We start from the raw sequence: 24,252 nt of genomic DNA on the forward strand, positions 1-24,252 counted from the left end.
CCGGTTTCGGTCATCGTCAGGCCCGGGGTCGATACGGCAAACTTCGAGGCATGAGTGCACCAGACGTCACCGCCCTGCTCGCCGAGTTGGAGCGCTCCGAGCCGGACCTGGCCGAAGAGGCCAGGACCGCTGTGGAGTGGTTGACGGGCGGGGAGCCGCTGGAGACGGTTACGCAGCTCGACGTCTGCGAGTTCCTCTGGTACACACTGCCGCTCAAGGTCGGTGGCGACCATGAGCGGCTGGCCCGCGCGCTCGGGCGGCTGCTGCAGGTCGGCGGGCTGGAGCGCTATGCCGGGTTGTGCGAGTCGCCCCTCACGACCAAGATCCTGCGCACCTACGCCCGTGAGGGCGAGGACGCGGGCACCAACGCCTACCAGGTGGCGCTCGAGGCCACCGGAGTGCTCCCGCCCGACGTGCCCGACCTCCAATGGAGCATGATCATGGGCCCCGAGGAGCTGGGCGCGCACGTCGCCTGCTCCGCGGCGCTGGAGCTGGCGATCGTCTCGGGCGACGACGTCGATCCCGGCGCGCTGACCAAGCGCTGGCTCACCGCGCCCCGGACCGAGCTGGGCGGCGACAGCTGGCTGCATCGCGTACACGGCGAACGGCTCAACCGCTGGGTGCTCGGCCGCGGCCCGGCCCGGCGCGAGCTGGCCCAGCCGTTCGAGGTGCGACTGCACGCTCCCGTCTCGGTCCAGCAGCTGCCCGCGCTGCACGGCCTGCTGTCGCTGGCCGCCTCCGAAGGCAGCCTCCCCATGCGCCTGGCCCCCTCACCGGAGGCACTCCGGCTGCGCGAGCTGGCCGAACGCGAGCTGGGCGCGATCAGCCGCTCCGGCGTCCGGCTGTCGATCACCGACTACGGCCGGCAGCTGCTCGACTCCCCCGAGGCCATGTGGGACGCGGTCACCAAGCTGCTCCTGGCCAGGGGCGAGCACGAGTTCGAGCTCTCGGCGCGTGAGGCCGCGCTCATGCTGCTCGCCGACGGCGCGCTGATGTCGCCCTCCGAGCTGCGCGAGCGGGTGGCCGAGGTGGTCGGCGGCGAGGGCTGGCATCCCGCCACCAGCCTTGAGGACGTCGCCACACCGGTGACCGACCTGGTCGCCCAGCTCAAGGCGCTCGGCCTGGCCTTCGCCGACGACCTCGCCGTACGAGTGACCCGCTCCGGCCAACTCGCCGCCCTGGCCGCCCTCCGCGCCCACGCCCTGAGACCGAGGCAGTACGTGAGCGCAGGCTGACCACCACGGACCCTCTTCGTCCGCTCCCCGAAGGGGGATTCCTCCTATCTCCCCCGAAGGACCCCAGCCGCCACGGGACCGTCACAGGGTCCGAGACGGTCGTGTGACGGACCTCCCTGGGCGCCTACGGGACGCTGACGCGGCGGATGGCCCGCTTGAAGTCCGGACACTCCACGAACGGGTCGTGGTCGCACACCGCCGCGTGGCGCAGGCTGTCGCGCAGCCGGGTGAGTTGCGCGATCCGCTCGTCCACCTCGCGCTCCTTGGCGGCCATCCGTTCGCGCAACACGGCGTCGGACGGCCCGGCCCGCAGGAACGCGGCGATCTCGGTGAGCGTGAACCCGGCGTCACGCGCGCAGGTGACCAGTGCCAGGCGTTCGAGCGTCTCCGGCACGTACGTGCGGCGCAGGCCGTTGCGCCCGTCGGCCGTGATGAGCCCCTTGCGCTCGTAGAACCGCAGTGCCGACGGCGCCAGGCCGGACCGCCGCGCCACCTCACCGATGTCGAGCAACGTCTCGTCCACGGCCCGCTCCTTGACTTGACTTGAACCGCGCTTCAAGTCGCAGTCTAGGGCACATGACAATCCATCACCTGAATCTCGGCTCGATGCGCGAGATCGATTCGACCGAGTCCCTGCCCTCCGCGCCCGCCGTCTGCCACGCCCTGCTGGTCGAGACCCCCGACTCGGGGCTGGTCCTGGTGGAGGCGGGGCTGGGGCTGGACGACGTGACGCGCCCCGGCGAGCTTCTCGAAGCCGAGTGGGTCGAGCTGGTCGGGCCCGAGCTCCGGCCGGCGGAGACCGCCGTCCAGCAGATCGCCGCCCTCGGCTACGACCCGGCGGACGTACGGCACATCCTGCTGACCCACCTGGACGTCGACCACAGCGGCGGGCTGCCCGACTTCCCGCAGGCCGAGGTGCACGTCATGGCGGCCGAGCTGCAGGCGGCGCTGACGGAGGCGCCGAACCGCCGCTATCGCCCCGGCCATTGGGCGCACGGCCCGCGCTGGGTCACCTACCCCGGCACCGGGGACATCTGGTACGGGGTCGAGGGGGTGCGGCCTTCGACGTTCTCGCCGGACTTCCTGATGATGCCGCTCGCCGGGCACACAGTGGGCCATGCGGGCGTGGCGGTCAGGGACGGCGACCGGTGGCTGCTGCACGCCGGTGACGCCTACTTCTACCACCGCGAGCTGTCGGCAGACGACCCGCGACCGCATCCGCTGATGGACATCGTGCAGCTCGACTCGCAGGTGGACGAGGGGTCGCGGCTGACGAGCCAGGCCCGGCTGCGCGAACTGGCGAACGTGCACGGGGTGGAGGTGTTCTCCGCGCACGACCCGTGGGAGCTGCACCGGATGAGTTGAGATCTGGTCAGTTGTCGTAGGGCGCGCTCTACTGGGCATGAACCGGTTGTCGCCCGCGCGCGTACCTCTGGCTGCCCGGCCACCGCGGCGCGCAGAACGCGGTGGCCGGGCTCCGAGCCCGGCGCGCGCCACCATCTCGCTCTCACCGAAGCCGGTCGCGCCCCCTCTGAATCACTGTGAATCACACCGCTACCCCGCCGAGGTGAGCGCGCCCGCGCGTGGACCAGCCATCTCTCCCCCAAACAGGGCAGGACCGGGCACCGCCCACCGGTTTGACGTGTGCGACATTAGCTGATTTAGTGCATCATCAATTGGCATCAAACTGGTTCGTAGAGAATGGTGCGCCGGATGCTGTCGAGGGTGCGGAGCGGATGAACGGTGACGGCGCGGAACAGCGCACCAAGCGAGAACGTCTGGCCACAGAGCTGCGGCGCCTGCGTGACCTGGCCGGGATCTCCGGGCGCGACCTGGCCCACCGGGTCGGCATCAGCCAGTCCAAGGTCTCCCGCATCGAGTCAGGGACCGTGATCCCCTCGCTGCCGGAGGTGACGGCATGGGGCGAGGCGGTGGAGGCGTCGAGTCAGACCCGGGAATGGCTGACCGACCTGACCGAGGCGGCCTTCACCGAGATGCACAGCTGGCGGGCCGCCCTCCAGCGGCAGGCGCACCTTCAGGACGAGATTCGGGAGCAGGAGGACCAGGCACAGCTGGTGCGGGGATTCCAGCCCACCGTCATTCCGGGGTTGTTGCAGACCGCCGAGTATGCCCGGCGCATCTTCGCGTTGTTCGACCCGCCATACACCGAGGGCAATCTGTCCATGGCCGTCGCGGCTCGTTTGCAGCGGCAGCTCGCCCTGTATGAGGAAAGCCGGCGTTTCGAATTCCTCATTACCGAGGCGGCGCTGCGGTGCCGTCCTGGATCGGCCAAACTCCTGCTCGCCCAATTGGACCGGATAGCCTCGCTGAGCACGCTGGAGAACGTCTCCATCGGCTTGATACCGCACAACACAGAAGCACTTGTCTGCCCCCCGCACGGTTTCACCCTCTACGAGAGCGACGGCAGCGCGGCGGACACTTTTGTGGAGATAGAAGTCGCGCACGTGAGGCTGAGCGCCGGCCACGCCGACGACATCGCGGTCTATCAGCGGCAGTGGTCCTTGCTGACCCAGATGGCGGTCTTCGGCGACGAGGCGCGGGAGTTCCTCGCCACGATCAGCGCCGACGTCCGCGCCGCGGATCGGTGACCCCGCCTTGCGCACGGCCGTCCGCCCATCCCCGGGGAGCGGGCACCTCGCGCACTCCCCGAGGCCGCCCGGGAGGTCGCGAACCGGACATGGACCAGGATCACCTCAGGTCGAACTCGCCCGCGTACACCCCGGCGAGGAACGCGCCCCACTCCTCACCGCTGAAATAGAGAACAGGCCCCTCGGGGTCCTTGGAGTCGCGCACCGCGACCACGTTCTCGCCCAGCGCGACCTCTACGCAGCCGCCGCCGTTGTCGCTGAACGTCGCCTTGAACCATTCGGCGCGCCGCGACCGGCCTTCCTTGGCAGTACCCATTATTTCTCTCCTGTCCGTCCGGGGAGACATGTGCCGCCCGCTGTCTGGTCGGCCTGGGTATCGGCTCGGTGCCGCGCCGTCGGTCAGCCATAGGGATTCTATGAACGCCGTTAGTCATATCCAATACACGTAGTACGAAGGAGTGGACCGATGCAGTTTCGATTGTTGAACGGCGTGGAGGCTTACCGGGACGGTGTGCGGGTTTATGTCGGTGACCGAAAACAACGTTTGATGCTGGCTTTGCTCCTGCTCGCCGGAACCCGGCCGGTCACCATGGAGGAGCTGATCGACAAGATCTGGGGCGCGGAGCCGATAAACAGCGCGCGCAAGGTCATCCAGCATTATGCGAGCGACCTGCGTGCTCATTTGGGACATTCCAGCGGGCCGAAATTGGGCGACATGCTGCCCAAGTACCAGAACGGCTACCGGCTGCTGGCCGACCGGAACCAGGTCGACGTCTACCGCTTCCGCGACCTGGTGAACGAGGCGCGGCCGCTGATCGGGCGTGACGACGCGCAGGCCGTACCGATCCTGCGTGACGCCCTTCGGCAGTGGGGCACCCGCGGCCTACGGCCCGGCGAGCCGCTCAGCGGCCTGACCGGCCAGTCCGCGGCGAACGCCCGCGCCAAGCTGCAGGCGGAGCACCGAGCCGCGGTGATCGACTGCCTGGAGGCCGAGCTGCGGCTCGGGCACCACGCGCTGCTCGTCCCCGAGATCCTGGACCTGGCCACCGCCGGGCCGCCCGACGAGCAGCTGACCGGCCTGCTCATGCTGGCCTGCCACCGCGCCGGCCGACCGGCCGAAGCGCTGGGCGCGTTCGCCGCCCTGCGCAAGCGGCTGGCCGACGAGCTCGGGGCCGATCCGGGCGCGGAGATCGAGCGCCTCCATCAGCGCATCCTCAGCCAGGACCCGGCCCTCGGTGATTCGCCGGGATTCGCGCCCTCCGGGGCACCCGGCGAGGCCGACAAGAGCGCCGTCCGCCGCGTGGCCGAAGCCGCCAGGAAGGGCGACGCGAAGCATCGGGATAATCCATAACGGAACTAATTGCTAAACTGGACGACATGACTGCCATGGCCCCTTCCCGCACCGCGCCGGACCTGTCGTACCTGCTGGACCACACCGGCCACATCCTGAGGACCCGGATGGCGGCGGCGCTGGCGGAGATCGGGCTGACGGCGCGGATGCACTGCGTGCTCGTGCACGCTCTGGAAGAGGAGCGCACGCAGATCCAGCTCGCCGAGCTCGGCGACATGGACAAGACCACGATGGTGGTCACCGTCGATGCCCTGGAGAAGGCGGGCCTGGCCGAGCGCCGCCCGTCCAGCACGGACCGGCGGGCCCGGATCATCGCCGTCACCGAGAAGGGCGCGGAGGTCGCCAAGCAGAGCCAGGCCATCGTCGATGGCGTCCACCGGGCGGCCCTCGCCTCGCTGCCCGAGGACGAGGCCGAGGTGCTGCTGCGGGCCATGAATCGCCTGGCGACTGGGCATCTGGCCACACCCGCCGAGGCGCCGCAAGGGGTTCGAAGGGCTCGGCAGAAGGGCTAAAAAGGTCCGAGGCATATCGTCTACAACGGGACTATCTGTTATGGTTCCTCTTGTTCGCCTTTCGAGCAGGAGATGGCCATGTCATATACCGCACCTTCCCCCCAACCATCGCGCTGGCCGGCGCTCATAGTGCTGTCCGCCGCGATGCTGATGACGGTCCTGGACGGCAGCATCGTGACCGTCGCGATGCCGGCCATGCAGCGGGATCTGGGCTTCTCGCCCGCCGGGCTCAGCTGGATCGTCAACGCGTACGGGATCGCTTTCGGCGGATTGCTGCTCCTGGCCGGACGACTGGGTGACCTCATCGGCCGTAAAAGCATGTTCCTGGCCGGAAACGCGGTCTTCACCGCCGCTTCGCTGCTGGCCGGCGCGGCGACCGGGCCCGGCCTGCTGATCGCCGCCCGGTTCCTCCAGGGCGTGGGCAGCGCGATGGCCTCCGCGGTCGTTCTCGGGATCCTGGTGACGTTGTTCACCGAGCCCGCGGAACGCGCCAAGGCGATCGGCATCTTCAGCTTCACCGGCGCCGCCGGCGCCTCGATCGGTCAGGTTCTGGGCGGGGTCATCACCGATGCGCTCAGCTGGCACTGGATCTTCTTCATCAACCTGCCGATCGGCCTGGCCACCATCGCGCTGGCGATCCGGGCGCTGCCGGGCGACCGCGGGGCCGGACTCGCCGCCGGGGCCGACGTCATCGGCGCCGTCCTGGTCACCAGCGGTCTGATGCTGGGCATCTACACGGTGGTCAAGATCGAGGAGTACGGCTGGCTCGCCGCGCACACCCTCGGCCTCGGCGCGGTATCCCTCGCTCTGCTCGCCGCCTTCGTCATCCGTCAGGCGACCGCCAGAACGCCGCTGATGCCCCTGCGGATCTTCCGTTCGCGTACCGTCTCGGGCGCCAACCTGGTCCAGATGCTGGCGCTGTCGGCCATGTTCGCCTTCCAGATCATTGTCGCGCTCTTCATGCAGAAGGTCCTCGGCTACAGCGCGCTCGGCACCGGCCTGGCGATGCTGCCCGCGGCGGTGGCCATCGGCGCCGTGTCGCTGTTCGTCTCCGCCCGGCTCAACACCCGCTTCGGCGCCCGCCGCGTCCTGCTGGTCGGCCTGGCCCTCCTGTTCGCGGCGATGGGCTGGCTCACCCGCGTCCCGGTGACCGCGAACTACGTCACCGACCTGCTCCCGGTCATGCTGCTCATCGCCGGTGGCGGCCTGGTCCTGCCGGCGCTGACCACGCTCGGCATGTCCGGCGCCAAGGCCGACGACGCGGGCCTGGCCTCGGGGCTGTTCAACACCACCCAGCAGGTCGGCATGGCGATCGGTGTCGCGGTGCTGTCCACGCTGGCCGCCTCCCGTACCGAGGATCTGCTGTCCGCCGGGCAGAGTCAGGCGGTCGCGCTGACCGGCGGCTATCACGTGGCCTTCACCATCTCCGCCGCGCTGCTCGTGGCCGCCTTCATCGTGGCGCTGACCGTGCTGCGCCGGCCCGAACGGGACACCACCGCCACCACCGCTGAGGACCCCGCTGTACTCACCTCAGCCTGACTTTCGCCGGCAACGGCCGGGCCGGTCCCGGCCGTTGCCGGCGAAACTCCGTTGCGACGGTCAAGGCGGTTCACCAAGAATGACGGCGATGAGAGCGACCAAAATGCACGCCGACGAGATCGAGACCGACGTCGCCCTCGTGCGCCACCTGCTCGCCGGGCAGTTCCCACGCTGGGCCGAGCTGCCGATCGCGCCGGTCGACTCGTACGGAACCGATCACGACATCTACCGCCTCGGTGACCACTTGGTCGCTCGGCTTCCGCGCATCGGGTGGGCCACCAAGCAGGCGGCGAAGGAGGCGGAGTGGCTGCCCAAGCTCGCGCCGCACCTGCCCCTCGCGCTTCCGGTGCAACTGGCCATGGGGCGGCCGGCCGAGGGCTATCCCTACGACTGGTCGGTGTACGAGTGGCTGCCCGGCGCGAACGCCAACGGCACGATCGACGACCTGGACCAGGCAGCCGTCGACCTCGCGGCGTTCGTGACCGCGCTCCGTCAGGTCACCACGGCCGGTGCGCCCCCGCGCTCCCCGCACAGCCGAGGCGGACCGCTCGCGGAGAGCGACACGTCTGTTCGTCAGGCGATCGCCCAGCTCGGCGACCGAATCGACGGCGACGCCACGCTCCGCTCGTGGCAGGAGTCGCTCGACGCCCCGGCCTGGGACGGCCCGGAGGTCTGGCTGCACGGCGATCTGCTGCCGGGCAACCTGCTCGTCGTCGACGGCCGTCTGTCGGCGGTCATCGACTTCGGCGGCCTCAACGTGGGCGACCCCGCCTGCGACCTCCAGCCCGCGTGGAACGTGTTCGCCGGTGAGAGTCGACGCCGATTCCGGCGCGAACTCGGCGTCGATGACGCCTCCTGGGTGCGCGGACGCGGCTGGGCGCTCGCCCAGGCGGTGATGGCGCTGCCGTACTACTGGGAGACCAATCCCGGCATGATCCGCCAGGCATCCCATGCGCTGGCGCAGGTCCTCGCCGACAGCTAGTCCCGGGGAAGCAGCGTTCCGAGCGGTCCGAGGTCGATGTTGAGGTCGGAGGGCGACAGGCCGAATTTGTCGCACATTTCGGTCATCGCCGCTTCCAGCCGCATCAAGGTCACGCCGAGTGCCTCGATCTGTTCGTCCGACAGGTCCCCTTGCTCCATCCGGCGCACACACTGACGCTCCACGAGTTGACGTACGAGCTCGACCAGGGTGAGCACCAGACGCGACAGGTCGCGCTCCACCGCCTCGGCGTCGGTCTCGATACGCAGCCGCCTCGACGGCACCTTCCGCACCGATGACGCCTTTTCCAGGTCATTCCTCATCGGTGCTCCGGACCGACATGATCAGTGCGCGTACGGAGATGCGCACCAGGTCGATGTCCGCGATGGACAGGACGAGGTCCCCGCTCACCACGACCCCGCCCGCCAGCAGCCGGTCGAGAAGGTCCACCAGCGCCACGCGTTCGGGCGGCAGCCGGTCCTCCCGGGCGAGCACGGCGCCGCGGGGCTCATCAAGCGTCATCGCCGGTCCCCCCTCCCGGCCTCTCCGGTGTCTCGGCGAAGGCGGCGAAGGAGTACGGCGCCCACGGACCGGTGAGCTCCACGTCGATTCCCTCGCCCCGCAGCCCGTCGACGACCCGCGCGAACTCCGCGCCGCGGTCGAGATCGACCAGGTAGGCGCCGTTGAGGATCATCCACTCCGCGCGGCCGGACAGCTGCGGGTCCTGGGGGCGATGCCGCTGGCTGGCGACCGCCACGGACTTGAGGACGTCATGGATGTGCTCCCCACGCGCGGCGGCCTGGCGCCAGGTCTCCTCACGGCTGCGCAGACTCGCCTGCCGCTTCTTGAGGTACGCCAGTCCCGGACTGGTCGCGCTCTCCGCCCCCGTTTCGGCGGGCGGCGGCGCGGCCGGATCGACGTACGCTTTCACCCCCCACTCCTGCCGGTCGGCGATCCGCCCGAGTGTCTCGGCGAAATCGTCATGCCGCCGGTCCAGGAGCTCCCGGATCTGGTCCTCGCCGCTGTAGACCGTGACCAGACGGACCGGGGCCGTCGGCGTCGTCCGCGCCACCGCCTCCACCACGCGATGGTGCGCCCGAGCGGTCTCGCCCAGCCAGTCCAGGTCTTCCATGGACCGCCGCAGCGGCTCTTCGCCGAACCGGTCCAGCGGGACCGTGCTCACGTACGCGACGAGACCGGCGTGCGTGATCGCGCGCACCCCCTCGCCGGCCACACCCTTCAAGTCTTCGGGAAGGGTGACACCCTCGTCGCGGGTGACCGCGTACAGGTAAGTGCCCGCGTCATTCATCACACTCGTCATTCATCATGCTCGTCCACTTCGGCTGCTCGCTCATCGACGTACTCGACCTCCGCGGTCGGTCCGCGCGGCAGTGCGGCGCCCTCCTCCGCGGCGGCGAGCCGTCGCCGGAGCCTGCGGTTCTCCTCGCGCAGCTCCTGATCCTGCCCTCTGAGCCATGGGTCGTGCTCCCACCAGTCGATCCCCATCTCCCTGGCGGTGTCGACCGAGGCGATGATCAGCCGGAGCTTGATGGTCAGCAGCTCGATGTCCAGGAGGTTCACGCGGATGTCTCCCGCGATCACGATGCCTCGGTCGAGTACCCGTTCCAGGATGTCGCCGAGGTTCGCCGGCTCGTGGTTGGACAGCCGCCCGGCGGGGGCGTTGGACTGGCGCATCACAGAGCCGGGCTCGGTCATCGCGAACCGCCCTCCGCGTTGGTGCCGCTGCCCCGCCGGTACCGCTGGATCCGCCGGTAGGACAGCAGATTTCCCTCCGGGTCCAATTCGGCCTCGTAGAGCGCGAGAATGTCGCCGGAGGAGGGAATGCGGTGGTCTTCCAGGACCTCCACGTTCACCACCCAGCCGCGCTCGACCGGCTTCACCATCGTGATGCCTTCCGGCTCACCCGCGACCAGATCGGCGATGTGCTCCAAACCGGCTTCGCCGACGTCCGCCACTGACAGGCCGCGTGGGCGGCGTTTCTGACGTGGTTCCGTCCGTCTCTCGTCGGGTTCCTCCCCTGAGCGCCTTGGTGCCTGGCTGCCGGCCGGCCGCTCTTCGCGGACACTGCGCCTGACAGGCATGCGATCACCCCTCCTCTTCCTCTTCCTCACCTGTCGGCACGACAGCCTGGCCGGGCTCGCCGATCATCGATTCGAGCGTCTGCTTCATCGCCAGCGCCTCTTCCTCCTCGGAGATCAGGCCGGCGGCCCTGGACTGCTCGATCTCCTCCAGCCGGCGCCTGACCACCGCAGGGTCATGCGTCTGCCGCTCCACCTGCTCCTGTATCAGCTCGCCGAGCCGGATCACCCCTTTGACCGGCGCGAGCGGCCAGCCGAAGATCAGGCCGATCAGCCCCATCCGTCATCACTCCTGAGTCCGCGCGGTGATGAAGTCGTACGGTGCCAGCGGGCCCAATATGCGCATCTCAACCCGGCCGGACCAGCGATCGGCGAACTCGTTCACCACCCGCTCCAGCTCCTCCTGCCGGTCCGTCTCCATGAGTACGGCCACGTGAACGGCGTCCTGTTCGTGAGAGGGCTCCCGGATGACGGTGAGGGCGGCGAGCGGGCTCACCTCCTCGGTCAGCGACTGCGTGTCGGCTTCGCGTTTGGCCACGACCGACTGGTTGATCAGCTCTCCGAGCCGGATCCGCGCGTTCCGCGTCAGATCCTCCGGTTGCCCCTGGATCTGCTCACGCAACTGCTCGGCCTCCGGGACCTCGCTCAGCACCTCACGGAACAGCGTTTGGCCGACGTAGCGTCCTTTGATGACGTACTCGGCCCGTCCCTCCAGCTCATCCAGCGCGCTGCGGAACTCATCGTGGTGCGGCGTCAGCAGCTCCTCGACGACGGATTCCTCGTTCGTCATCACCGAGCCGAAGCGGAGCGGGATGACGGGCACCTCGGCGGCGGTGGCATCGAGCAGGGCCCCATGCCGGAACAGGTCGTCGGGGGTGCCGAGCGGGCGGTCGAGCGCGACGTCGCTCACCAGAGCGGCGATCTCGCCGTGCCGGATCAGCCTGATCTCCGCAGATTCGTCCCCTACGCCCTGCGCATCGCTGGACACCTCGACGTCCTCGGGTACGAGACCGTAGATGTAGATGCCGGTCTTCTTGGTGACCTGCTCGGGAACATCCTGACCGGCGGCCTTCGCGGATTGCGCCATTTCACCGCTCCTCTCGCTCTTGCCGCCGGCTGCGCGTCTCTTGTTTCTCGCCGAGCTCGCCGACGAAGTCGCTCAGCTTCTCCCCTGCCGCTTCCAGGGCTCCTTGGGCGACGTTCTTGCCCTTGCCCTGCGTCATGTTCTGCATGATCTCGGGCAGCCCTTCTCCCCCGGACTCCTCGAGGTCCAGCCGGTTCACGGCCTCGGCGTAGCGCAAGTAGGTGTCCACGCTGGCCACGACGATGCGCGCGTCGATCGTCAGCAGCTCGATGCCCACGAGTGAGACCCGGACGTAGGCGTCGATGACCAGACCTTTGTCGAGGATCGTGTCGATGACGTCGGCCAGGCCCGACGGAGACGGACGGTCGGCTATTCCGCCTGTCGCGGGTTGCACGGTCATTACTTCTCCCTCGGTCTTGGCGGACGCCGCCCGCCGCTCTTCGGGGACGCTGCCCCGCCGCTCTTCGAGGACGCTGTCCCGCCGGTCTCTGGCGACGCTGCCCCGCCGGTCTTCGCGGACGCCGTCCCGGGTTACGTCGTCCGGGTACCGGCTCTGCGCCGAACCGGCCGCGCCGGTGGCTCCTTGGCGCGCCCCCGTCTCCGAGAGGCCGCGCGAGGCGGCTCTTCTTCCTCCTCCTCCTCTTCCTCTTCTTCTTCCTCCGGCTCCTCCTCTTCTTCCTCTTCTTCCTCTTCTTCCTCGGGCTCTTCCTCCTCCTCGTACTCGTCCTCCGGCAGTTCCTCTTCCTCTTCTCCCGCTTCCGCTTCTCCCGCTTCCTCTTCTCCCGCTTCCGCTTCTCCCGCTTCCGCTTCTCCCGCTTCCGCTTCTCCCGCTTCCGCTTCTCCCGCTTCCGCTTCTTCCTCCGGCTCCTCTTCCGGCCGTTCCTCTTCCTCCTCCTGCGCGGCTTCCTCCTCCTGGACCGCGGTCTCGTGGTCCTTGACGACTTCACCGTCGTGGATCACACCGCGCCAGCCGCCGGAGGCGATCTCCTCGGGATGCAGCATGGTCTGCGTCATGACATGCCGCCTGAAGTGCTTGAACTCCAGCCGTGCACGCCTGCCCGGCGCACGCCAGACATTGCCGACGTGCTCCACCAGTCCGCGCGGGTGATATTCGAGTACGAGCAGGACCCGGGTCAGGTTGGGGGTTATGGCGTGGAAGCTCACAGCGCCGTCGACGTAGCCCTTGGGTCCCTTGGATCGCCAGATGATCCGTTCGTCGGGCACCTGCTCGACGATGTCCGACTCCCAGTTGCGATGGGACAAGAAGACCTGTGTCTTCCACGACAGCTTCTCGTCGCTCTCGCTCTCTACGTGCTCCACCTTCTTCATGAAGGTCGGGAAGTCCTGGAACTGCGTCCACTGGTTGTAGACGACCCGTACGGGAGCGCCGATGTCGAGCGTTTCGGCGATGTTGACGAACCGTAGCTTCTTGGTCCCCTTGCCCATGCCGCCGAACAGGCCCTTGAGTGCCCCCTTGGCCGCGCCACCCAGCATCGAACCTTTGACGGACTTGCCGCCAGATTCATCCGATCCGGTGAGCGCGCTGAACAGGCCGGAAACTCCGCCGCCTGCCGCCGGATCGGCGAGCCGGCCCGCCATGTCCTCGACCTTGTCACTTACGGACTGCAGCGCTCGCTCGATGAAGGCCTGTGCGAGGTTTTTGAGCTCCTGGGTGAGCGCCTCGGTCGGCAGGGCCTCCGCGACCTTCTTGACGTCTGTCGGCAGGGCCTCAGTGACCTTCTTGATGGGCCGAGCCTTCGATACCTGAGCCATCAAGCTCGCCTCCGTGTCCTCGTGACCGGTCGCGCGGCGCGGGCGGGCTCGGCCTTGGGCTTCCTTCTCCGTGGTGCCGGCTTGGGCGGTTCCTCCTCTGGCGCCTCTTCCTCTTCCTCCTCGTAGCCCTCTTCGTAGTCCTCTTCGTCTTCGGCCGTTTCCTCAGGCGTGCCCGGATGGCGCAGACCCTCGGCCCGCTCGTGCAGCCTCGAGGTCAGCGATTCGAGCTGCCTGCTCGTCATGGCCACGGCTGCCGCCTTGCCGACGTCCATCAGCTCGCCACGCAGGCGGCCGGTGAGCTTGTCCATCTCAGGCGACGAACCGAGCATCTTGATCCCCTGCGACAGCAGGCCTCCCTGGCCGCGCAACCGGCTGAGCACCCCGGCCACGGCCAACGTGGTCGCCCAACGCAGCTTGTGGCGTCGGCCGAGGTAGTAGCCCGCGGCGATGGCCAGCCCCATCTGAACTTTGTCTTTCATGACCAGCGCTCCTTGCCCTCCCGACTCGCCTGGAACAACCGGTCTCCACCTGCCCCACAAAAAAGACAAACAAACACATGATCGGAGAAAACGGACACGCGAGGCGAATCGGGTGCCAGAGGCCCGCAGGGGCCGCGCAAGGAGCGCGATGTGAACTTCGTACAGATATGGTCAATAATTCGCTTTTTACAGCGATTTGCACGCTTTCCGTGCGGCTAGAGAACCCGCTCCGCTCGCCGCCGGACCCGCATGCCCGCGACCAGCATGACGGTCGCGCTGCTGTACCCGAGCATCGGCAGCAGGCGCCACACCAACCACGGCAGCACCCCCGCCGAGCCTGCGCAGCCGAGCATCATGACGTACGACATCGCCATGAACGCCCAGTCCAGCGCGACCACCGCCGCGACCAGAGCGGCCAGCACCCCCGCCAACGCGCCGAGCCGCCGCCCCGCCCAGGCGGAGACCGCGGTCGCCAGCAAGACGCTCAGCGTCGGCAGACCGTTCAGGGCCAGACCCCCCTCGAACGAGTACGCCACGGGCTCACGGAGATGGAGCCACATCCATTCGAGCTCGGACCACACCTCCGCCAGGCCGAACGGAAGAGGGCCATAGCCGACGCAGCCGATCGCCGCCTCGGCCTTGAAGAGCATCGGCAGCCACAGGACCAGGAAGCTCAAGACGCAGGCCGCCAGTGCGGCCAGCCACCATCGCAGGTAACGCCACCGGGGCATGGGTCGCCTTCCTACGCCACATGATCGACTACGGGAGTGCGCCGCCTACCCTAATGGGGACTATTTCCGTGATCCGCGCAGCCCGCGCAGGAAACGCCACAGCGCGGAGCGGGGCGGCTCCTCATCCACGGTGACCGTATCCGCCGACGCTGCCGGTTCGGTGTTCGCCGGGGCGTGGGCGAGTTCGTACTCGACCGGCAGGGACCGCAGCGCCCGCATGAAGGGGGAGGAACGCCACGGGAGCTGGTCGGCGGGCAGCGCGAGCCGCAGCCTGTCGAGGCGATCGAAAAGCCGCTCCACGGCGATGGTGGTGATGCGGGTGGCCAGCAGCCGAGCGAGGCAGGCGTGCGGCCCCGCGCCCCATGCCAGGTGGGCGCGGGTGCTGCGGATGGCATCCCGGTCGATCGCGCTGCCGAACAACGGATCGCTGTGGGCGCCGGCGACGGACAACATGACGGGATCACCCGCGGCGATGACGAAGCGCCCCAGCCGCACATCCGCCGTCGGGAAGCGGAACGTGAGGTTGGCCATCGGCGGGTTGGCCAGCGCGACCCGGTTCACGGTCTCCTCGATCGTCCCCGCGGACAGGCCCGACCGCACCTCCGGATTGGTCATCACCTCGAGGATCGTGTTGCAGATCAGACCCCCGGTCATGTCGCCGACGACCCCCGGCAGCATGAGGAGCTCCCGGGACAGCCCTTCGACGGTGAAGTCGGGATTGGCCGCGAGCATGTAGGAAGGCAGGTCGTTCCCGGGGCGGCTCATCTTGGCGGTGGACAGCTCCATCATCGCGGCGAACAACCGCTGCGAGGCCGCGGCCGCCTCGGGACCGGCGTCCAGCACCCGCCAGGTGTCCATGACCACGTCATCGCCACGCGCGGTCTCGAAGCCGAAGAGCCGGTTGGCGACCATCAACGGGAGCGGTCGTGCGTACTGTGCGGACAGATCCGCCCATCCGGTACGGGATTCGCCTTCGGCCAGCAAACTGATGAGGTCGTCGGCATATCGCCTGATCGCATCTTCCAGCAGTTGCGCCTGAGGGTGACCGCGGTCCTGGAAGGGCGCGAGCGCCGAGGTCCACGTGTCGCGGAGCCGGTGCAGCGTCATCCCGTCCTGGAAGGCCACGCTGTTGAGCTCGAACGCGGGAAGCACGGGCCAGTCCGGTGGCAACGCGCCTTCCACCCTCGCCCGCCAGTTGTCCAGGCGCTTGCTCCAGATGTCGCCCTCGTTCTTCATGACCCGCAGCACTTCGGCGTACCCGAGGACCAGCCACACGGGCACCCCGAGCAGGTCCACCGGCGCGACCGGCCCGTACTTGGCGCGCAGGCGGTCATGGACGAGCGCGGGATCCGCGTCGTAGTCCCTGGTGAGCAGCGGTTCTACGGATACCGACGCCAGTGGTTCAGGGGTCGATGGGGTCCACGCGCCAGGCATCAAGGTGATGCACGACCTCTCTCTCGGTCCACTGCTTCTGTGAGAGCGGTCGCATCCCGGCGCCCACGTGGAAGACCAAATTGGGGGTTTTGCATCACCACGCGGGCGCGAAAGGGACACTTTCCGGAAAAATCACAGCACAGCAGGTGACGAGGGAGATCTGACTTCTGCTATGCGACAGAGCCGTAGGAGGGCTTGCCCGCCCACTCGTAGGTGACGTAGATGACGCCGGCGTCGGTGGTGGTCGACCCGGTGACCTTCAGCCCAGCCGGCGCGGTGCCTTCGGCGAAGAGCCGCTTGCCCTGGCCGAGGACGACGGGGAAGATCAGCAGCCGATACTCGTCGACCAGCTCGGCCTCCTGCAGCGTACGCATCAGGTCGCTGCTGCCCTGCACGAGGATCTCGCCGTCGGTGCGCCGCTTGAGCTCGGCGACCGTCTGGGCGGCCTCGCCCACCAAGACCTGGGTGTTGCGCCACTCGGCGGTCATCGGCGTCCTGGTGGTGACGTATTTCGGCATGCTGTTGATCTTGGCGCCGCCCTCCTCGTCCGGCACGTTGGGCCAGTACGAGGCGAGGATCTCATACGACCTGCGGCCCAGCAGCATCCCGTCCGCCCGCTCGAGCTGGTCGTTCATGATGCGGCCGAACCCCTCGTCCACGTGCGGGGGCAGCCATCCGCCGTGCTGGAAGCCGTGGGAATCGTCCTCGCCGACACCGCCGGGGCCCTGCATGACACCGTCCAACGACACGAACGTCGAAACGACCAGCCTGCTCGCCATCTGTCTCACTCCTTTGAGGGCTGGGCGGGTCCGTCCGGTCCCGCCGTCTTCACCTGCCTTCAGCGTGGCGCGACCCGTTTACGGAATCCTTAAGGCTTCCCTACCGTCGGACGGCAGCCCAGCCCGCTCGCCGGCTCGCTCGCTCGCTCGCTCAGCGAAAGTCGTCGGTGTGGTCGAAGGCCCAGTCTCGGAATGTACGCGCCGGAGTTCCGGTGACCTCTTCCACGGTGGAGGTGATCAGTGCTGAGTGAGGCCGCGTTTCGGCACTGGCCAGCAGGGCCTCTACCAGGGCCGGCGGCCTGCCGTCCGCGAGCATCTGCTGCCGGGCGATCTCTACGGGCACCTTCTCGAAACGCAACGGGCGGCCGATCGCCTCCCCGATGGCGTGTACCTGCTCGGTCCTGCTCACCACCTGTGGACCGGTCAGCACGTATGTCGCACCCGCGTGCCCATCCTCGATCAGCACACGTACCGCCACGGCGGCGATGTCTCGCGGATCGATCACCGCGGTGGCGGCGATGTCAGGACCACGCACGACACCCGCGCCACGGATCTGCTCGGCCCACCCACGAGTGTTGGAAGCGATGGTGTTCGCCCGCAGAATCGTCCGCTGCGGACCGGACTCCTCGATCAGGCGCTCCATGTCGGCGTGGAGCTGGTTGATCGGGTCGCTCTGCCGCTCGGCCTCGTCGTTCACCCCCGACGAGGAGAGGTAGACGACGCGTCGGGCCCGCTCTTGGACCACGTCGAGTACGGCGGAGGCACCGTCCGTGGTGAGGAAGGGCCAGATCAGGAACACCGTCTCGACCTCCGCCAGCGCCTCCTTCAGAGTGCTCGGCCTGGACAGATCACCTTCGACCACCTCAACCCCCTCAGGGAGCCGAGACTGCTGACCGCCTCTCACCAGCGCCCGCACAGGGGCGCCGGCGGACACAAGCTGGGCGATAACCTGCCGTCCGACGTTGCCGGTGGCACCGGTCACAAGAATCATGCCTCGGTCAGCCGGGCCATTTGCGGAAATATTCCGACTCGGGGATGGGTGGTGCGTCGCTTGCGCCAGGCCGCGTCACCCCTTTGTACGGGTTCCGCAGGCCGTTTTGTCGGATCGGGCTGCGAGACTCCGCGCATGCGTGATCACGAGCTCCCAGAACGCCGGCGGCCGACATGAGCGCGTCCGAGCGGTTCAGCCTCCAGCCGAGCCCGGACAAGTGGCAGCCCGCGTGGCTCGCCCGCGGAACACTACGTGCGCAGCGTTTCAACCTTCCTGCCGGAGTGTCCAGTGTGACCTTCGACAAGGCGCTGCTGGTGGGCGTGGACTTCTCCGGGATTGGCTTCGTCTCCTTCAGCGCCCACGGCAGCCGGTTCGAAAGCTGCGACTTCTCCGGCACCACCTTCGAACAACTGTCGATGGGGGCCACCGCCGTGCGCGGGTCGTGGAACCGCACCCGTTGGCCGCAGTCGGTCTTCCGCGACTGCGTGTTCCGCCGCACCCGATTCGCGCCGCTCACCTTCTTCGGCAACGTCCGGTTCGAGAGGTGCGTGTTCGACGGGTCCCGGCTGAGGGACCAGACGTCCACGTCCGAAGCCGAATTCGTCGACTGCGTCTTTCTCGGCCGCGTGCGGGATGTCAACTTCTGGGGCCGTCCGACCCACGACCAGGCGGCACTGGGCAGGGACCGCAATGACTTCACCGGGAACGACTTCACCGGCGCGGAGCTCGACGGCGTCGCCTTCCAACACATCGACCTGCGGGCCCAGCGTTTTCCCGGCCTGCCCGGCTACGCGCTCCTCGACCGGGTCAGCGCGCGGGTGGAGGCGGCACTGCCTGTGGTGGAGCGCTGGCCGGACCCACGTCACCGGGAGAAGGCCCGCTTCAGCTTGGAGTTCCTCGCGGAGAGGGCTCTCAAGTACAACGACGACCACCGGCTGGTGAGCCCTTCGGAGCTGGGCCGGAAACTGCCGCCCGCGCTCCGCGAGGAGCTGTTCGAGGCGCTCAGACGCACGACCAGCGGTACATCCCCTGGTTGAGCCGTACCGCCTCGCGAGCCAGGTCCCGCAGGCCGGTGATGCGTTCGACCTCGAACTCGTCGAGCAGTTCCGCCTCGGCGTACTCGCGCAGCCGCGCATCGTCCACTGCGGCGAGCGCGGCGGTGGTCTCGGGCGCCGCCAGTTCGACGCCCGCCGATTCACCGTCGTCGATGACGACCTTGCTGTCACCGAACTCGCTGAGGTCACGTCCGCTCAGCTCGGCGGCCAGCGTGTCGAGCTCGTCGAGCCAGCCTTTGCAGTCGACGTACGGCAGATTCAACGCCGCCGGCCCACCGGACAGGGCCAGCCGGGCGGACTGCTCGGAGTCCACGGTGAAGTAATCGACGAGAACACCCATAGTGCGCGACTCTACCGATCACGCCCGCACCGGGCGCATCGATCGTCTCAGGCGCTCAGAGGAGGTCTCAGTTGAGCCCTCCGTCGACTACCTTCGGCTTCCAGTAGCCGATGGATCCGCCCTTCTCCAGGGCGTCGGCGGTGGTCTTCAGCAGGGCGTAGAAGGAGCGGATCCGGACGCCTCCAGGCGTGAAGTTCATGGAACCCTCGTGATCGGTTTCGCCGATGTCCTTACGCGCCGAGTCGACCACCAGATGGTCGCCCCCTCCGTCGGCGTCGACAGGGATCATTCGCCCGTCCCACCATTCCGATCGTGGATCGGAGAATTCCCCATCACCTTCCTCCTCGCTGTCGATGTCGCACAGCTCTCGCCACGTGTCACGCATTTCCCGGACGCTCATGTTCGAGTTGCCCAGGAAGCCGAAGGGCCAAGTGTCCTTGAGGTAGACGGCTCCGTCATGCCGCAGCAGTGAGGCCCGCAGAGCGTCGGGGAATCGCATTCCCATATACGCCTCCGCGGCCGCGATGGTTTTCGCGTTTCCGGGCTTACCGAGCGTGCGATAACTCCGGGGAGCGTTGGTCTTCAGCCAGTCCTCGATGCGCTGCCACTGCCGGTCCACTGCCCCCTTGACCTTCGCGTCGATTTTCCGTACGCGCGGTTCGGCGCCCACGGGCCGGCAGTCCGCGTCGGGACGGACCTGCGTTTCCTCACGCTCCGCCGACTGCTGGGACACGTAATCGGCGTCCGGACCGTGCTCCTCCTCGTTTCCGGCGAACGTGCAGGCCGTACCGCTGTCCGAGGTGCTCTCAAGGCATGGCCCCCAACTCACGTCAGATGAGGGCTCGGAGAAGACCGCGGATTCAAGGACTTGAGTACCGAGAGCCAGCATGAGAATCGCGAATCCGGCGACGGCCCAACGAGTCAGGCGGCGACGGGTGGCATCGTCCAGCGGCTCCCTTGGCTCGCCGCGTTCGAAGAACCTGGTGAACTCGGGGCGGTCGAAGAGGGAGGGCTTTTCGGCGCCATAGCGCTGGAGATCCGCAGCGGTGGGAGTGCCGAGGATCGGAGCCGGCGGCCACTGCGCTTTCTCGCTCTGGGCCGGAACCGAACCCCCGGTCGGAACCGAACCCCCGGTCGGAACCGAACCCCCGGTCGGAACCGAACCCCCGGTCGGAACCGAACCCCGGGTCGGAATCGAAAAGGAATCGGAAGCCACCTCCTCCCGCTGGACCGGGCCCCGTCGAGAGCGCGCGATCACCACGACCGCCGCTGCCGCCACGGCCGCCAAAAGCGCGAGCCATAGCCCACGGGATGTGATCAATCGCCGCATGTCCGGCACATTACCCGGAATTGATCTAGACGGATGCCGACTCCGCTCGCGGTCGCCCCTCCGACGATCACGCTCCGAGGGCGAGCGCACACACCCGGGCACCTGTCATTAGGATCATTGCCGTTGCGATGATCCGGCGAGCGGAGCCTCGATGAGTGACCCCGGCGGCTTCGGCCCCCTGGTGAAGGACGAGCGCGAGGCGATCGGTCCGTACCGGATCGTGGGCCGGATGGGCGCCGGCGGCATGGGCGTGGTCTATGCGGGGGTCGCGGACGACGGAGCCCGGGTCGCGGTCAAGGTCATCCATCCGGGATTAGCCGCCGATCCGCAGTTTCTTGCCCGCTTCGTCCGCGAGGTCGATCTCCTGTCCCGGGTACGCGGGCGCTGCACGGTCTCGGTGGTGGCTTCCGACACCGCCGCGATGCCTCCCTGGCTGGCCACCGAGTTCGTCCCCGGCCCGACGATCAGTACGTACGTGCAGGAGAACGCGCCACTGCCGCCGGACGAGCTGCTCTCGTTCGGCGTGGACATCGCCGAAGCGCTCACCGACATCCACCATGCCGGCATCGTGCACCGCGACCTCAAACCCGGGAACGTGATCCTCTCCGACTCCGGCGCGAAGGTCCTCGACTTCGGCATCGCCCGAGCCCTCGACGAGAGCGGCCTCACGGGCACCGGCGCGCTGATCGGTACACCCGGCTGGATCAGCCCGGAGCAGTACCGGGGTGACGAGGCGGACGCCGCCGCCGACGTCTTCGCCTGGGGCGCGCTGATGGCGTACGCCTCGACGGGGCGCCCGCCATTCGGCACCGGAGCCCCCGACGTCCTCGCCTACCGCGTCATGAGCGTCGATCCCGACCTGTCCGGGGTGCCCACGCAGGTCCGCGACCTGGTACGAAGCGCGCTCGCCAAGGGCAGGACGGCCCGGCCCACCGCGGCCGAGCTGCTCGCCCAGCTCACCGCCCTCAAATCGGGCACGACCCCACTCACGGCGGGCACGATCGTCATGCCGCCCCCATCCAGGTCGGGCACGACCCCCACGCCACCCCCACCGAGGTCGGGCACGGTCGTCATGCCGCCGCCGGTATCACCGCCGGCCAATCGCGTGCCGTGGTGGCCGGCCGCCGCCGCCCTGGCGACGGTCGTGGCCATCGGCGCGCTGGTCTGGGTGGGCTCAGAGGGGATACCGGCGGCACTCCGGAGCCTGAGCGACCCTCCCACGTCCACACCCGCGGAGAACCTGACGCCGGACACGAGCGCGACCCCGACCCCCGAGGAGACGACGGAGGCCCCGACCCCGACTCCCGAGGAGACGACCAGCACGAGCGAGACCCCTGAGGAGACGGAGACCCCCGAGGAAACGCCCGCCACAACGGAGAAGGCGAGCGCGTCCCCCACCACACATCGCTCGGCCACCGGCGTCCCGTGCGCGTCCGCGAGCTCGATCCTGCGGCAGGCCGCCACGCTGAACGGCGGCCTGCCGCAGGACGCCAGGGTCGCCCGCAAGCGGTGCGTGGGCTACTGGGTGGCGGCCGAACTCGACTCCCCGAGCGTCGGCGGCATCGACCTGATCGCGAAGCGGAACGCGACCCGATTCGTCAACGCCGAGATCGGCAGTGACTTCTGCTCGCTGGAGAACGAGTCGGCACTCCTTAAGAGCGCGCCAAACGCCATCAGAGCCTTCCTCTGCCCCAACGGCTTCGGCTGACGGGCTCCGCCAGAGACCCGAAGGAGATCAGGTTGCATCCCGCGCTCGTACGGAGGATGGGGTGGGCCGCTTGATCGCGCGTCCCAGCACCCGCGTCGTGCTCATCGACGCCGCCGATCGGCTCCTGCTGTTCTCCAGCCGCAACCGGCTCGACGGCACCGTTCGCTGGTACACCCCCGGCGGCGGACTCCAACCCGGCGAGACGCATCAGGACGCGGCACTGCGCGAGCTGTACAAGGACGAGCATCACCGGCCACCGCTGGTGGACAGCGCAAGAGCTGACCGAAACCGCCGACCGCCTGCGACCCGCCGGGCTACCGCACCTGCTGACCGCCCTTCTCGCCGACGGCCCGCCCCGCGACCCGGTCCTTGTCGACGGCTGACGTCTCCCGGCTACCGCCTGACGACGTGATCGAACCCGCCCCAGCAGCTCCAGCAGCGGCGTGCGCTCGGCTTCTGACAGTCGCCGCCTTTCTCTGCCTGGCCGCGCTGACGGTCTTCCTCATCACCGGCAGGCAGGATCGTCCTGGGGCCTGAGGCCGAAGACCGCCTTCCCCGGCACCCGCCGGCCGCGCAGCGCGTCGGCCGCCTCGGCGAAGCGAGTCCCCAGGCCGCGACCAGGTGCGGTCCGCCGACCGTCTCCACGACGATGTCGACAGGCTCCTTGACGTCGTCCAGCCCCACGATCACCTCATCGGCACCCACGTCGGCGAGGCCGTCGCCGCGCGCGAGGGATCCGACGGAGGCGATGACGTGCGCCCCGGCGCGCGCGGCAGGACGATCCCGGCCGCGTCGAGGCCCAGCGGTGCCCCTGCCGCGACGTGTCCAGACTGGGCGTTGTTGAGGTCCGCGTAGTTGAGCGAGACGTGCAGCACCTCGACGAGCACCTGTCCGGGACGGGCGATCGGGTCGGCGATCTCCCCGAATCCGACGCCTGAAGAAGCGGACGGTTCGACGATGAGTGCGCGCGTGGACATGGACATCTCCCTATCGGTGGAGCCGTGGTGACAGATAGGAAGATAGCAGATTGTTTTGTAGCGTACTATCTTCTTATGGACTTATGTTGGGCCGCTCGCGCGGATGGCGGCCGGCCCGTGGCCGTACCAGCGGCGGATGGCTCGCCGCAGGGCCCGGGGGTCGGTGAAGCCGACCCGTGCGGCGATGGACTCCACGCTGAGCGTGGTTTCCCGCAGCAGGCGGTCCACCCGTCGCTGGCGCAGCTGTTCCAACTCCTCTCGCCAGCTGCTGCCCTCGTCGCGCAGGCGGCGCTGGAGCGTACGGGGGCTCATGGCCAGTCGCCGGGCCACCTGGTCAAGGCCCGGCGGGCCGTCGGCGACCGCGGACTCGAGCGCGGTGTGGAAGCGGTCGAGCCAGCCCCGCACCGGACGGGCGGCCGCGGTGGACAGTTGCGCGTGGTTGTCCAGGATCGCGGCGAGCGCGGGGTCGGCGCGTGGCAGGGGCGTGTCGATGTCGGCCTCGGCGAACGTGATCGACGGGTGGGCGGCCTCGTACTCGACATGCCTGGTGTCGTACAGCGCGACCAGGCGTTCGGGGGCGGTCGCCGGGCGGCGCGGCAGCCCCACCCACGCCGGTGTGAGCCGCCGACCGGCCCCCGAGCCGGCCAGCATGAGCAGCATGTACGGCACGAACTCCGCGATCATCGCGTATTCGGGGTAGTCGCGGTAAGGACCCTCCCAAGCGACGGTCATCCCGCCCTCGTGGTGGGTGACCGTGAGCCGGTCGGCCGGGTCGGCGATGGCAGTGAAGCGACGGCCGGCCAGGCGAAACGCGTCGCCGAGGGAGCTCGACACCGAGAACAGGTAATCCCACACACCCAGCGCGCCCGGTCGCCACAGCTCCATGACCTTGTCGCTGCCGCCCGCCTCCCACACCGGGCCGGAGACCAGTTCCCAGATCCGCAGGATGGTGGCGGTGGGGATGCGGATCCCATCCTCATCCAGTACGGCCAGGCCGGGTACGCCGACCAGGCGCGACCGATCCAGGCCCGTCGCGATGCCCGCACGGACCAGCAGGCGGGCCAGGTGGGGCGAGACGGTGCCCTTCACCGCGCTGTCGTCGTGCATCGCGTGATCCATCTCCCAGGGACGGTGCCGACACCCTTGGTATGACATAACCGAAAAGCGGGATATGTCGCAACGGAGATGGCGCCTTCGGCCCTCCTCGTGACGCCTCCAGCCCTCCTGACCCGCGGCTCCGGCTTCTA

30 protein-coding genes are annotated in these 24,252 nt (G+C 68.7%); 10 read left to right on the forward strand and 20 right to left on the reverse strand.

Going from position 1 to position 24,252, the window contains the following annotated elements; all coding sequences use genetic code 11:
• The first annotated feature begins 50 nt into the window (after window positions 1-50).
• The gene (locus AB0J16_RS21165) at window positions 51-1,235 is read left to right on the forward strand and encodes a hypothetical protein (RefSeq protein ID WP_358541805.1); all 1,185 of its coding nucleotides are present in this window, start codon (window positions 51-53) and stop codon (window positions 1,233-1,235) included.
• 124 nt (window positions 1,236-1,359) lie between these two features.
• Here the strand turns inward: AB0J16_RS21165 and AB0J16_RS21170 are convergent, their stop codons facing one another.
• Window positions 1,360-1,758: a MerR family transcriptional regulator gene (locus AB0J16_RS21170; protein ID WP_358541807.1), complete on the reverse strand. Its 399-nt coding sequence runs from the start codon at window positions 1,756-1,758 to the stop codon at window positions 1,360-1,362.
• Between the two features lie 53 nt (window positions 1,759-1,811).
• On the opposite strand from AB0J16_RS21170, the gene AB0J16_RS21175 reads away from it, so the two are divergent.
• Window positions 1,812-2,600: an MBL fold metallo-hydrolase gene (locus tag AB0J16_RS21175; RefSeq protein ID WP_358541809.1), complete on the forward strand. Its 789-nt coding sequence runs from the start codon at window positions 1,812-1,814 to the stop codon at window positions 2,598-2,600.
• Window positions 2,601-2,971: 371 nt separating this feature from the next.
• Window positions 2,972-3,844: a Scr1 family TA system antitoxin-like transcriptional regulator gene (locus tag AB0J16_RS21180; protein ID WP_358541813.1), complete on the forward strand. Its 873-nt coding sequence runs from the start codon at window positions 2,972-2,974 to the stop codon at window positions 3,842-3,844.
• A 100-nt stretch (window positions 3,845-3,944) separates the two neighbouring features.
• Here the strand turns inward: AB0J16_RS21180 and AB0J16_RS21185 are convergent, their stop codons facing one another.
• Window positions 3,945-4,160 carry a DUF397 domain-containing protein gene (locus tag AB0J16_RS21185; protein ID WP_357943849.1) on the reverse strand — a complete coding sequence of 72 codons (216 nt, stop codon included), beginning with the start codon at window positions 4,158-4,160 and terminating at the stop codon, window positions 3,945-3,947.
• Window positions 4,161-4,310: 150 nt separating this feature from the next.
• Here AB0J16_RS21185 and AB0J16_RS21190 point away from each other — a divergent pair, with 150 nt between their 5' ends.
• The 4 genes from AB0J16_RS21190 (at window position 4,311) to AB0J16_RS21205 (ending at window position 8,228) form a co-directional block, all read left to right on the forward strand.
• Window positions 4,311-5,195, forward strand: a complete 885-nt coding sequence (locus tag AB0J16_RS21190; RefSeq protein ID WP_358541816.1) for an AfsR/SARP family transcriptional regulator — start codon at window positions 4,311-4,313, stop codon at window positions 5,193-5,195.
• A 26-nt stretch (window positions 5,196-5,221) separates the two neighbouring features.
• The gene (locus tag AB0J16_RS21195; RefSeq protein WP_358541818.1) at window positions 5,222-5,707 is read left to right on the forward strand and encodes a MarR family winged helix-turn-helix transcriptional regulator; all 486 of its coding nucleotides are present in this window, start codon (window positions 5,222-5,224) and stop codon (window positions 5,705-5,707) included.
• A 78-nt stretch (window positions 5,708-5,785) separates the two neighbouring features.
• The gene (locus AB0J16_RS21200; protein ID WP_358541820.1) at window positions 5,786-7,246 is read left to right on the forward strand and encodes a DHA2 family efflux MFS transporter permease subunit; all 1,461 of its coding nucleotides are present in this window, start codon (window positions 5,786-5,788) and stop codon (window positions 7,244-7,246) included.
• 88 nt (window positions 7,247-7,334) lie between these two features.
• Window positions 7,335-8,228, forward strand: a complete 894-nt coding sequence (locus tag AB0J16_RS21205; RefSeq protein ID WP_358541823.1) for an aminoglycoside phosphotransferase family protein — start codon at window positions 7,335-7,337, stop codon at window positions 8,226-8,228.
• Here the strand turns inward: AB0J16_RS21205 and AB0J16_RS21210 are convergent.
• From AB0J16_RS21210 to AB0J16_RS21275, 14 genes are all read right to left on the reverse strand, one after another.
• Complete coding sequence (locus AB0J16_RS21210) at window positions 8,225-8,548, reverse strand: gas vesicle protein K (protein WP_358541825.1); 324 nt, start codon at window positions 8,546-8,548, stop codon at window positions 8,225-8,227. The genes AB0J16_RS21205 and AB0J16_RS21210 overlap by 4 nt on opposite strands.
• Window positions 8,538-8,747: a gas vesicle protein gene (locus AB0J16_RS21215; protein ID WP_225296244.1), complete on the reverse strand. Its 210-nt coding sequence runs from the start codon at window positions 8,745-8,747 to the stop codon at window positions 8,538-8,540. Before AB0J16_RS21215 ends, AB0J16_RS21210 begins: the two co-directional genes overlap by 11 nt.
• Window positions 8,737-9,546, reverse strand: a complete 810-nt coding sequence (locus AB0J16_RS21220) for a GvpL/GvpF family gas vesicle protein (protein ID WP_358541828.1) — start codon at window positions 9,544-9,546, stop codon at window positions 8,737-8,739. The genes AB0J16_RS21215 and AB0J16_RS21220 overlap by 11 nt, the downstream gene beginning before the upstream one ends.
• A complete protein-coding gene (gene gvpJ / locus AB0J16_RS21225; RefSeq protein ID WP_358542275.1) occupies window positions 9,543-9,920 on the reverse strand; it encodes a gas vesicle protein GvpJ in 378 nt (125 codons plus the stop codon). Before gvpJ (AB0J16_RS21225) ends, AB0J16_RS21220 begins: the two co-directional genes overlap by 4 nt.
• A 17-nt stretch (window positions 9,921-9,937) precedes the next feature.
• Complete coding sequence (gene gvpO / locus AB0J16_RS21230; protein ID WP_358541830.1) at window positions 9,938-10,327, reverse strand: gas vesicle protein GvpO; 390 nt, start codon at window positions 10,325-10,327, stop codon at window positions 9,938-9,940.
• A gap of 4 nt (window positions 10,328-10,331) precedes the next feature.
• Window positions 10,332-10,604 (reverse strand): gas vesicle protein GvpG, encoded by a 273-nt coding sequence (locus AB0J16_RS21235; RefSeq protein ID WP_358541833.1) that lies wholly within the window; start codon window positions 10,602-10,604, stop codon window positions 10,332-10,334.
• Window positions 10,605-10,610: 6 nt separating this feature from the next.
• Window positions 10,611-11,411 (reverse strand): GvpL/GvpF family gas vesicle protein, encoded by an 801-nt coding sequence (locus tag AB0J16_RS21240; RefSeq protein WP_358541836.1) that lies wholly within the window; start codon window positions 11,409-11,411, stop codon window positions 10,611-10,613.
• A gap of 1 nt (window position 11,412) precedes the next feature.
• The gene (gvpJ, locus tag AB0J16_RS21245; RefSeq protein WP_358541839.1) at window positions 11,413-11,808 is read right to left on the reverse strand and encodes a gas vesicle protein GvpJ; all 396 of its coding nucleotides are present in this window, start codon (window positions 11,806-11,808) and stop codon (window positions 11,413-11,415) included.
• Window positions 11,809-11,939: 131 nt separating this feature from the next.
• The gene (locus AB0J16_RS21250; protein ID WP_358541841.1) at window positions 11,940-13,007 is read right to left on the reverse strand and encodes an SRPBCC family protein; all 1,068 of its coding nucleotides are present in this window, start codon (window positions 13,005-13,007) and stop codon (window positions 11,940-11,942) included.
• Window positions 13,008-13,180: 173 nt separating this feature from the next.
• Entirely contained in the window at window positions 13,181-13,660 is a 480-nt protein-coding gene (locus AB0J16_RS21255; protein ID WP_358541844.1) for a hypothetical protein, read from the reverse strand.
• A gap of 215 nt (window positions 13,661-13,875) precedes the next feature.
• Complete coding sequence (locus tag AB0J16_RS21260) at window positions 13,876-14,391, reverse strand: hypothetical protein (RefSeq protein ID WP_358541847.1); 516 nt, start codon at window positions 14,389-14,391, stop codon at window positions 13,876-13,878.
• Window positions 14,392-14,451: 60 nt separating this feature from the next.
• Window positions 14,452-15,825, reverse strand: coding sequence for a cytochrome (locus tag AB0J16_RS21265; protein ID WP_358541850.1), 1,374 nt, complete (start codon window positions 15,823-15,825; stop codon window positions 14,452-14,454).
• A gap of 170 nt (window positions 15,826-15,995) precedes the next feature.
• Window positions 15,996-16,604 carry a dihydrofolate reductase family protein gene (locus AB0J16_RS21270; RefSeq protein WP_358541853.1) on the reverse strand — a complete coding sequence of 203 codons (609 nt, stop codon included), beginning with the start codon at window positions 16,602-16,604 and terminating at the stop codon, window positions 15,996-15,998.
• Window positions 16,605-16,755: 151 nt separating this feature from the next.
• Window positions 16,756-17,595, reverse strand: a complete 840-nt coding sequence (locus AB0J16_RS21275; RefSeq protein ID WP_358541856.1) for an NAD(P)H-binding protein — start codon at window positions 17,593-17,595, stop codon at window positions 16,756-16,758.
• Between the two features lie 173 nt (window positions 17,596-17,768).
• Between AB0J16_RS21275 and AB0J16_RS21280 the strand changes: the two genes are divergently transcribed.
• On the forward strand, window positions 17,769-18,632 hold the full coding sequence (locus tag AB0J16_RS21280; protein ID WP_358541859.1) for a hypothetical protein: 864 nt from the start codon (window positions 17,769-17,771) through the stop codon (window positions 18,630-18,632).
• Here the strand turns inward: AB0J16_RS21280 and AB0J16_RS21285 are convergent.
• Both AB0J16_RS21285 and AB0J16_RS21290 read right to left on the reverse strand, forming a co-directional pair.
• Entirely contained in the window at window positions 18,598-18,990 is a 393-nt protein-coding gene (locus AB0J16_RS21285; RefSeq protein ID WP_358541861.1) for a hypothetical protein, read from the reverse strand. The two genes, AB0J16_RS21280 and AB0J16_RS21285, sit on opposite strands and share 35 nt — an antisense overlap.
• A 67-nt stretch (window positions 18,991-19,057) precedes the next feature.
• A complete protein-coding gene (locus AB0J16_RS21290) occupies window positions 19,058-20,320 on the reverse strand; it encodes an SMI1/KNR4 family protein (protein ID WP_358541864.1) in 1,263 nt (420 codons plus the stop codon).
• 151 nt (window positions 20,321-20,471) lie between these two features.
• On the opposite strand from AB0J16_RS21290, the gene AB0J16_RS21295 reads away from it, so the two are divergent.
• Both AB0J16_RS21295 and AB0J16_RS21300 read left to right on the forward strand, forming a co-directional pair.
• Complete coding sequence (locus tag AB0J16_RS21295; RefSeq protein WP_358541866.1) at window positions 20,472-22,028, forward strand: serine/threonine-protein kinase; 1,557 nt, start codon at window positions 20,472-20,474, stop codon at window positions 22,026-22,028.
• A gap of 70 nt (window positions 22,029-22,098) precedes the next feature.
• Window positions 22,099-22,440: an NUDIX domain-containing protein gene (locus tag AB0J16_RS21300; RefSeq protein ID WP_358541869.1), complete on the forward strand. Its 342-nt coding sequence runs from the start codon at window positions 22,099-22,101 to the stop codon at window positions 22,438-22,440.
• 274 nt (window positions 22,441-22,714) lie between these two features.
• Here the strand turns inward: AB0J16_RS21300 and AB0J16_RS21305 are convergent, their stop codons facing one another.
• Both AB0J16_RS21305 and AB0J16_RS21310 read right to left on the reverse strand, forming a co-directional pair.
• Window positions 22,715-23,005 (reverse strand): hypothetical protein, encoded by a 291-nt coding sequence (locus AB0J16_RS21305; RefSeq protein WP_358541871.1) that lies wholly within the window; start codon window positions 23,003-23,005, stop codon window positions 22,715-22,717.
• 81 nt (window positions 23,006-23,086) lie between these two features.
• Entirely contained in the window at window positions 23,087-24,112 is a 1,026-nt protein-coding gene (locus AB0J16_RS21310) for a helix-turn-helix domain-containing protein (protein WP_358541873.1), read from the reverse strand.
• Window positions 24,113-24,252 lie beyond the last annotated feature (140 nt).

This window comes from Nonomuraea sp. NPDC049750 (genome assembly GCF_040659625.1).
Lineage (GTDB): Bacteria > Actinomycetota > Actinomycetes > Streptosporangiales > Streptosporangiaceae > Nonomuraea.

Coding starts and splice junctions, on each gene's coding strand:
- AB0J16_RS21250 (WP_358541841.1), bottom strand. CDS start 13,007: ATGGCGGGCCGGCTCGCCGATCCGGCGGCAGGCGGCGGAGTTTCCGGC.
- AB0J16_RS21210 (WP_358541825.1), bottom strand. CDS start 8,548: ATGAGGAATGACCTGGAAAAGGCGTCATCGGTGCGGAAGGTGCCGTCG.
- AB0J16_RS21290 (WP_358541864.1), bottom strand. CDS start 20,320: ATGCGGCGATTGATCACATCCCGTGGGCTATGGCTCGCGCTTTTGGCG.
- AB0J16_RS21195 (WP_358541818.1), top strand. CDS start 5,222: ATGACTGCCATGGCCCCTTCCCGCACCGCGCCGGACCTGTCGTACCTG.
- gvpO (WP_358541830.1), bottom strand. CDS start 10,327: ATGCCTGTCAGGCGCAGTGTCCGCGAAGAGCGGCCGGCCGGCAGCCAG.
- AB0J16_RS21240 (WP_358541836.1), bottom strand. CDS start 11,411: ATGGCGCAATCCGCGAAGGCCGCCGGTCAGGATGTTCCCGAGCAGGTC.
- gvpJ (WP_358541839.1), bottom strand. CDS start 11,808: ATGACCGTGCAACCCGCGACAGGCGGAATAGCCGACCGTCCGTCTCCG.
- AB0J16_RS21275 (WP_358541856.1), bottom strand. CDS start 17,595: ATGATTCTTGTGACCGGTGCCACCGGCAACGTCGGACGGCAGGTTATC.
- AB0J16_RS21310 (WP_358541873.1), bottom strand. CDS start 24,112: ATGCACGACGACAGCGCGGTGAAGGGCACCGTCTCGCCCCACCTGGCC.
- AB0J16_RS21205 (WP_358541823.1), top strand. CDS start 7,335: ATGAGAGCGACCAAAATGCACGCCGACGAGATCGAGACCGACGTCGCC.
- AB0J16_RS21180 (WP_358541813.1), top strand. CDS start 2,972: ATGAACGGTGACGGCGCGGAACAGCGCACCAAGCGAGAACGTCTGGCC.
- AB0J16_RS21190 (WP_358541816.1), top strand. CDS start 4,311: ATGCAGTTTCGATTGTTGAACGGCGTGGAGGCTTACCGGGACGGTGTG.
- AB0J16_RS21270 (WP_358541853.1), bottom strand. CDS start 16,604: ATGGCGAGCAGGCTGGTCGTTTCGACGTTCGTGTCGTTGGACGGTGTC.
- AB0J16_RS21200 (WP_358541820.1), top strand. CDS start 5,786: ATGTCATATACCGCACCTTCCCCCCAACCATCGCGCTGGCCGGCGCTC.
- AB0J16_RS21305 (WP_358541871.1), bottom strand. CDS start 23,005: ATGTCCACGCGCGCACTCATCGTCGAACCGTCCGCTTCTTCAGGCGTC.
- AB0J16_RS21185 (WP_357943849.1), bottom strand. CDS start 4,160: ATGGGTACTGCCAAGGAAGGCCGGTCGCGGCGCGCCGAATGGTTCAAG.
- AB0J16_RS21265 (WP_358541850.1), bottom strand. CDS start 15,825: ATGCCTGGCGCGTGGACCCCATCGACCCCTGAACCACTGGCGTCGGTA.
- AB0J16_RS21220 (WP_358541828.1), bottom strand. CDS start 9,546: ATGACGAGTGTGATGAATGACGCGGGCACTTACCTGTACGCGGTCACC.
- AB0J16_RS21280 (WP_358541859.1), top strand. CDS start 17,769: ATGAGCGCGTCCGAGCGGTTCAGCCTCCAGCCGAGCCCGGACAAGTGG.
- AB0J16_RS21165 (WP_358541805.1), top strand. CDS start 51: ATGAGTGCACCAGACGTCACCGCCCTGCTCGCCGAGTTGGAGCGCTCC.
- AB0J16_RS21285 (WP_358541861.1), bottom strand. CDS start 18,990: ATGGGTGTTCTCGTCGATTACTTCACCGTGGACTCCGAGCAGTCCGCC.
- AB0J16_RS21235 (WP_358541833.1), bottom strand. CDS start 10,604: ATGGGGCTGATCGGCCTGATCTTCGGCTGGCCGCTCGCGCCGGTCAAA.
- AB0J16_RS21255 (WP_358541844.1), bottom strand. CDS start 13,660: ATGAAAGACAAAGTTCAGATGGGGCTGGCCATCGCCGCGGGCTACTAC.
- AB0J16_RS21260 (WP_358541847.1), bottom strand. CDS start 14,391: ATGCCCCGGTGGCGTTACCTGCGATGGTGGCTGGCCGCACTGGCGGCC.
- AB0J16_RS21295 (WP_358541866.1), top strand. CDS start 20,472: ATGAGTGACCCCGGCGGCTTCGGCCCCCTGGTGAAGGACGAGCGCGAG.
- AB0J16_RS21215 (WP_225296244.1), bottom strand. CDS start 8,747: ATGACGCTTGATGAGCCCCGCGGCGCCGTGCTCGCCCGGGAGGACCGG.
- gvpJ (WP_358542275.1), bottom strand. CDS start 9,920: ATGCGCCAGTCCAACGCCCCCGCCGGGCGGCTGTCCAACCACGAGCCG.
- AB0J16_RS21175 (WP_358541809.1), top strand. CDS start 1,812: ATGACAATCCATCACCTGAATCTCGGCTCGATGCGCGAGATCGATTCG.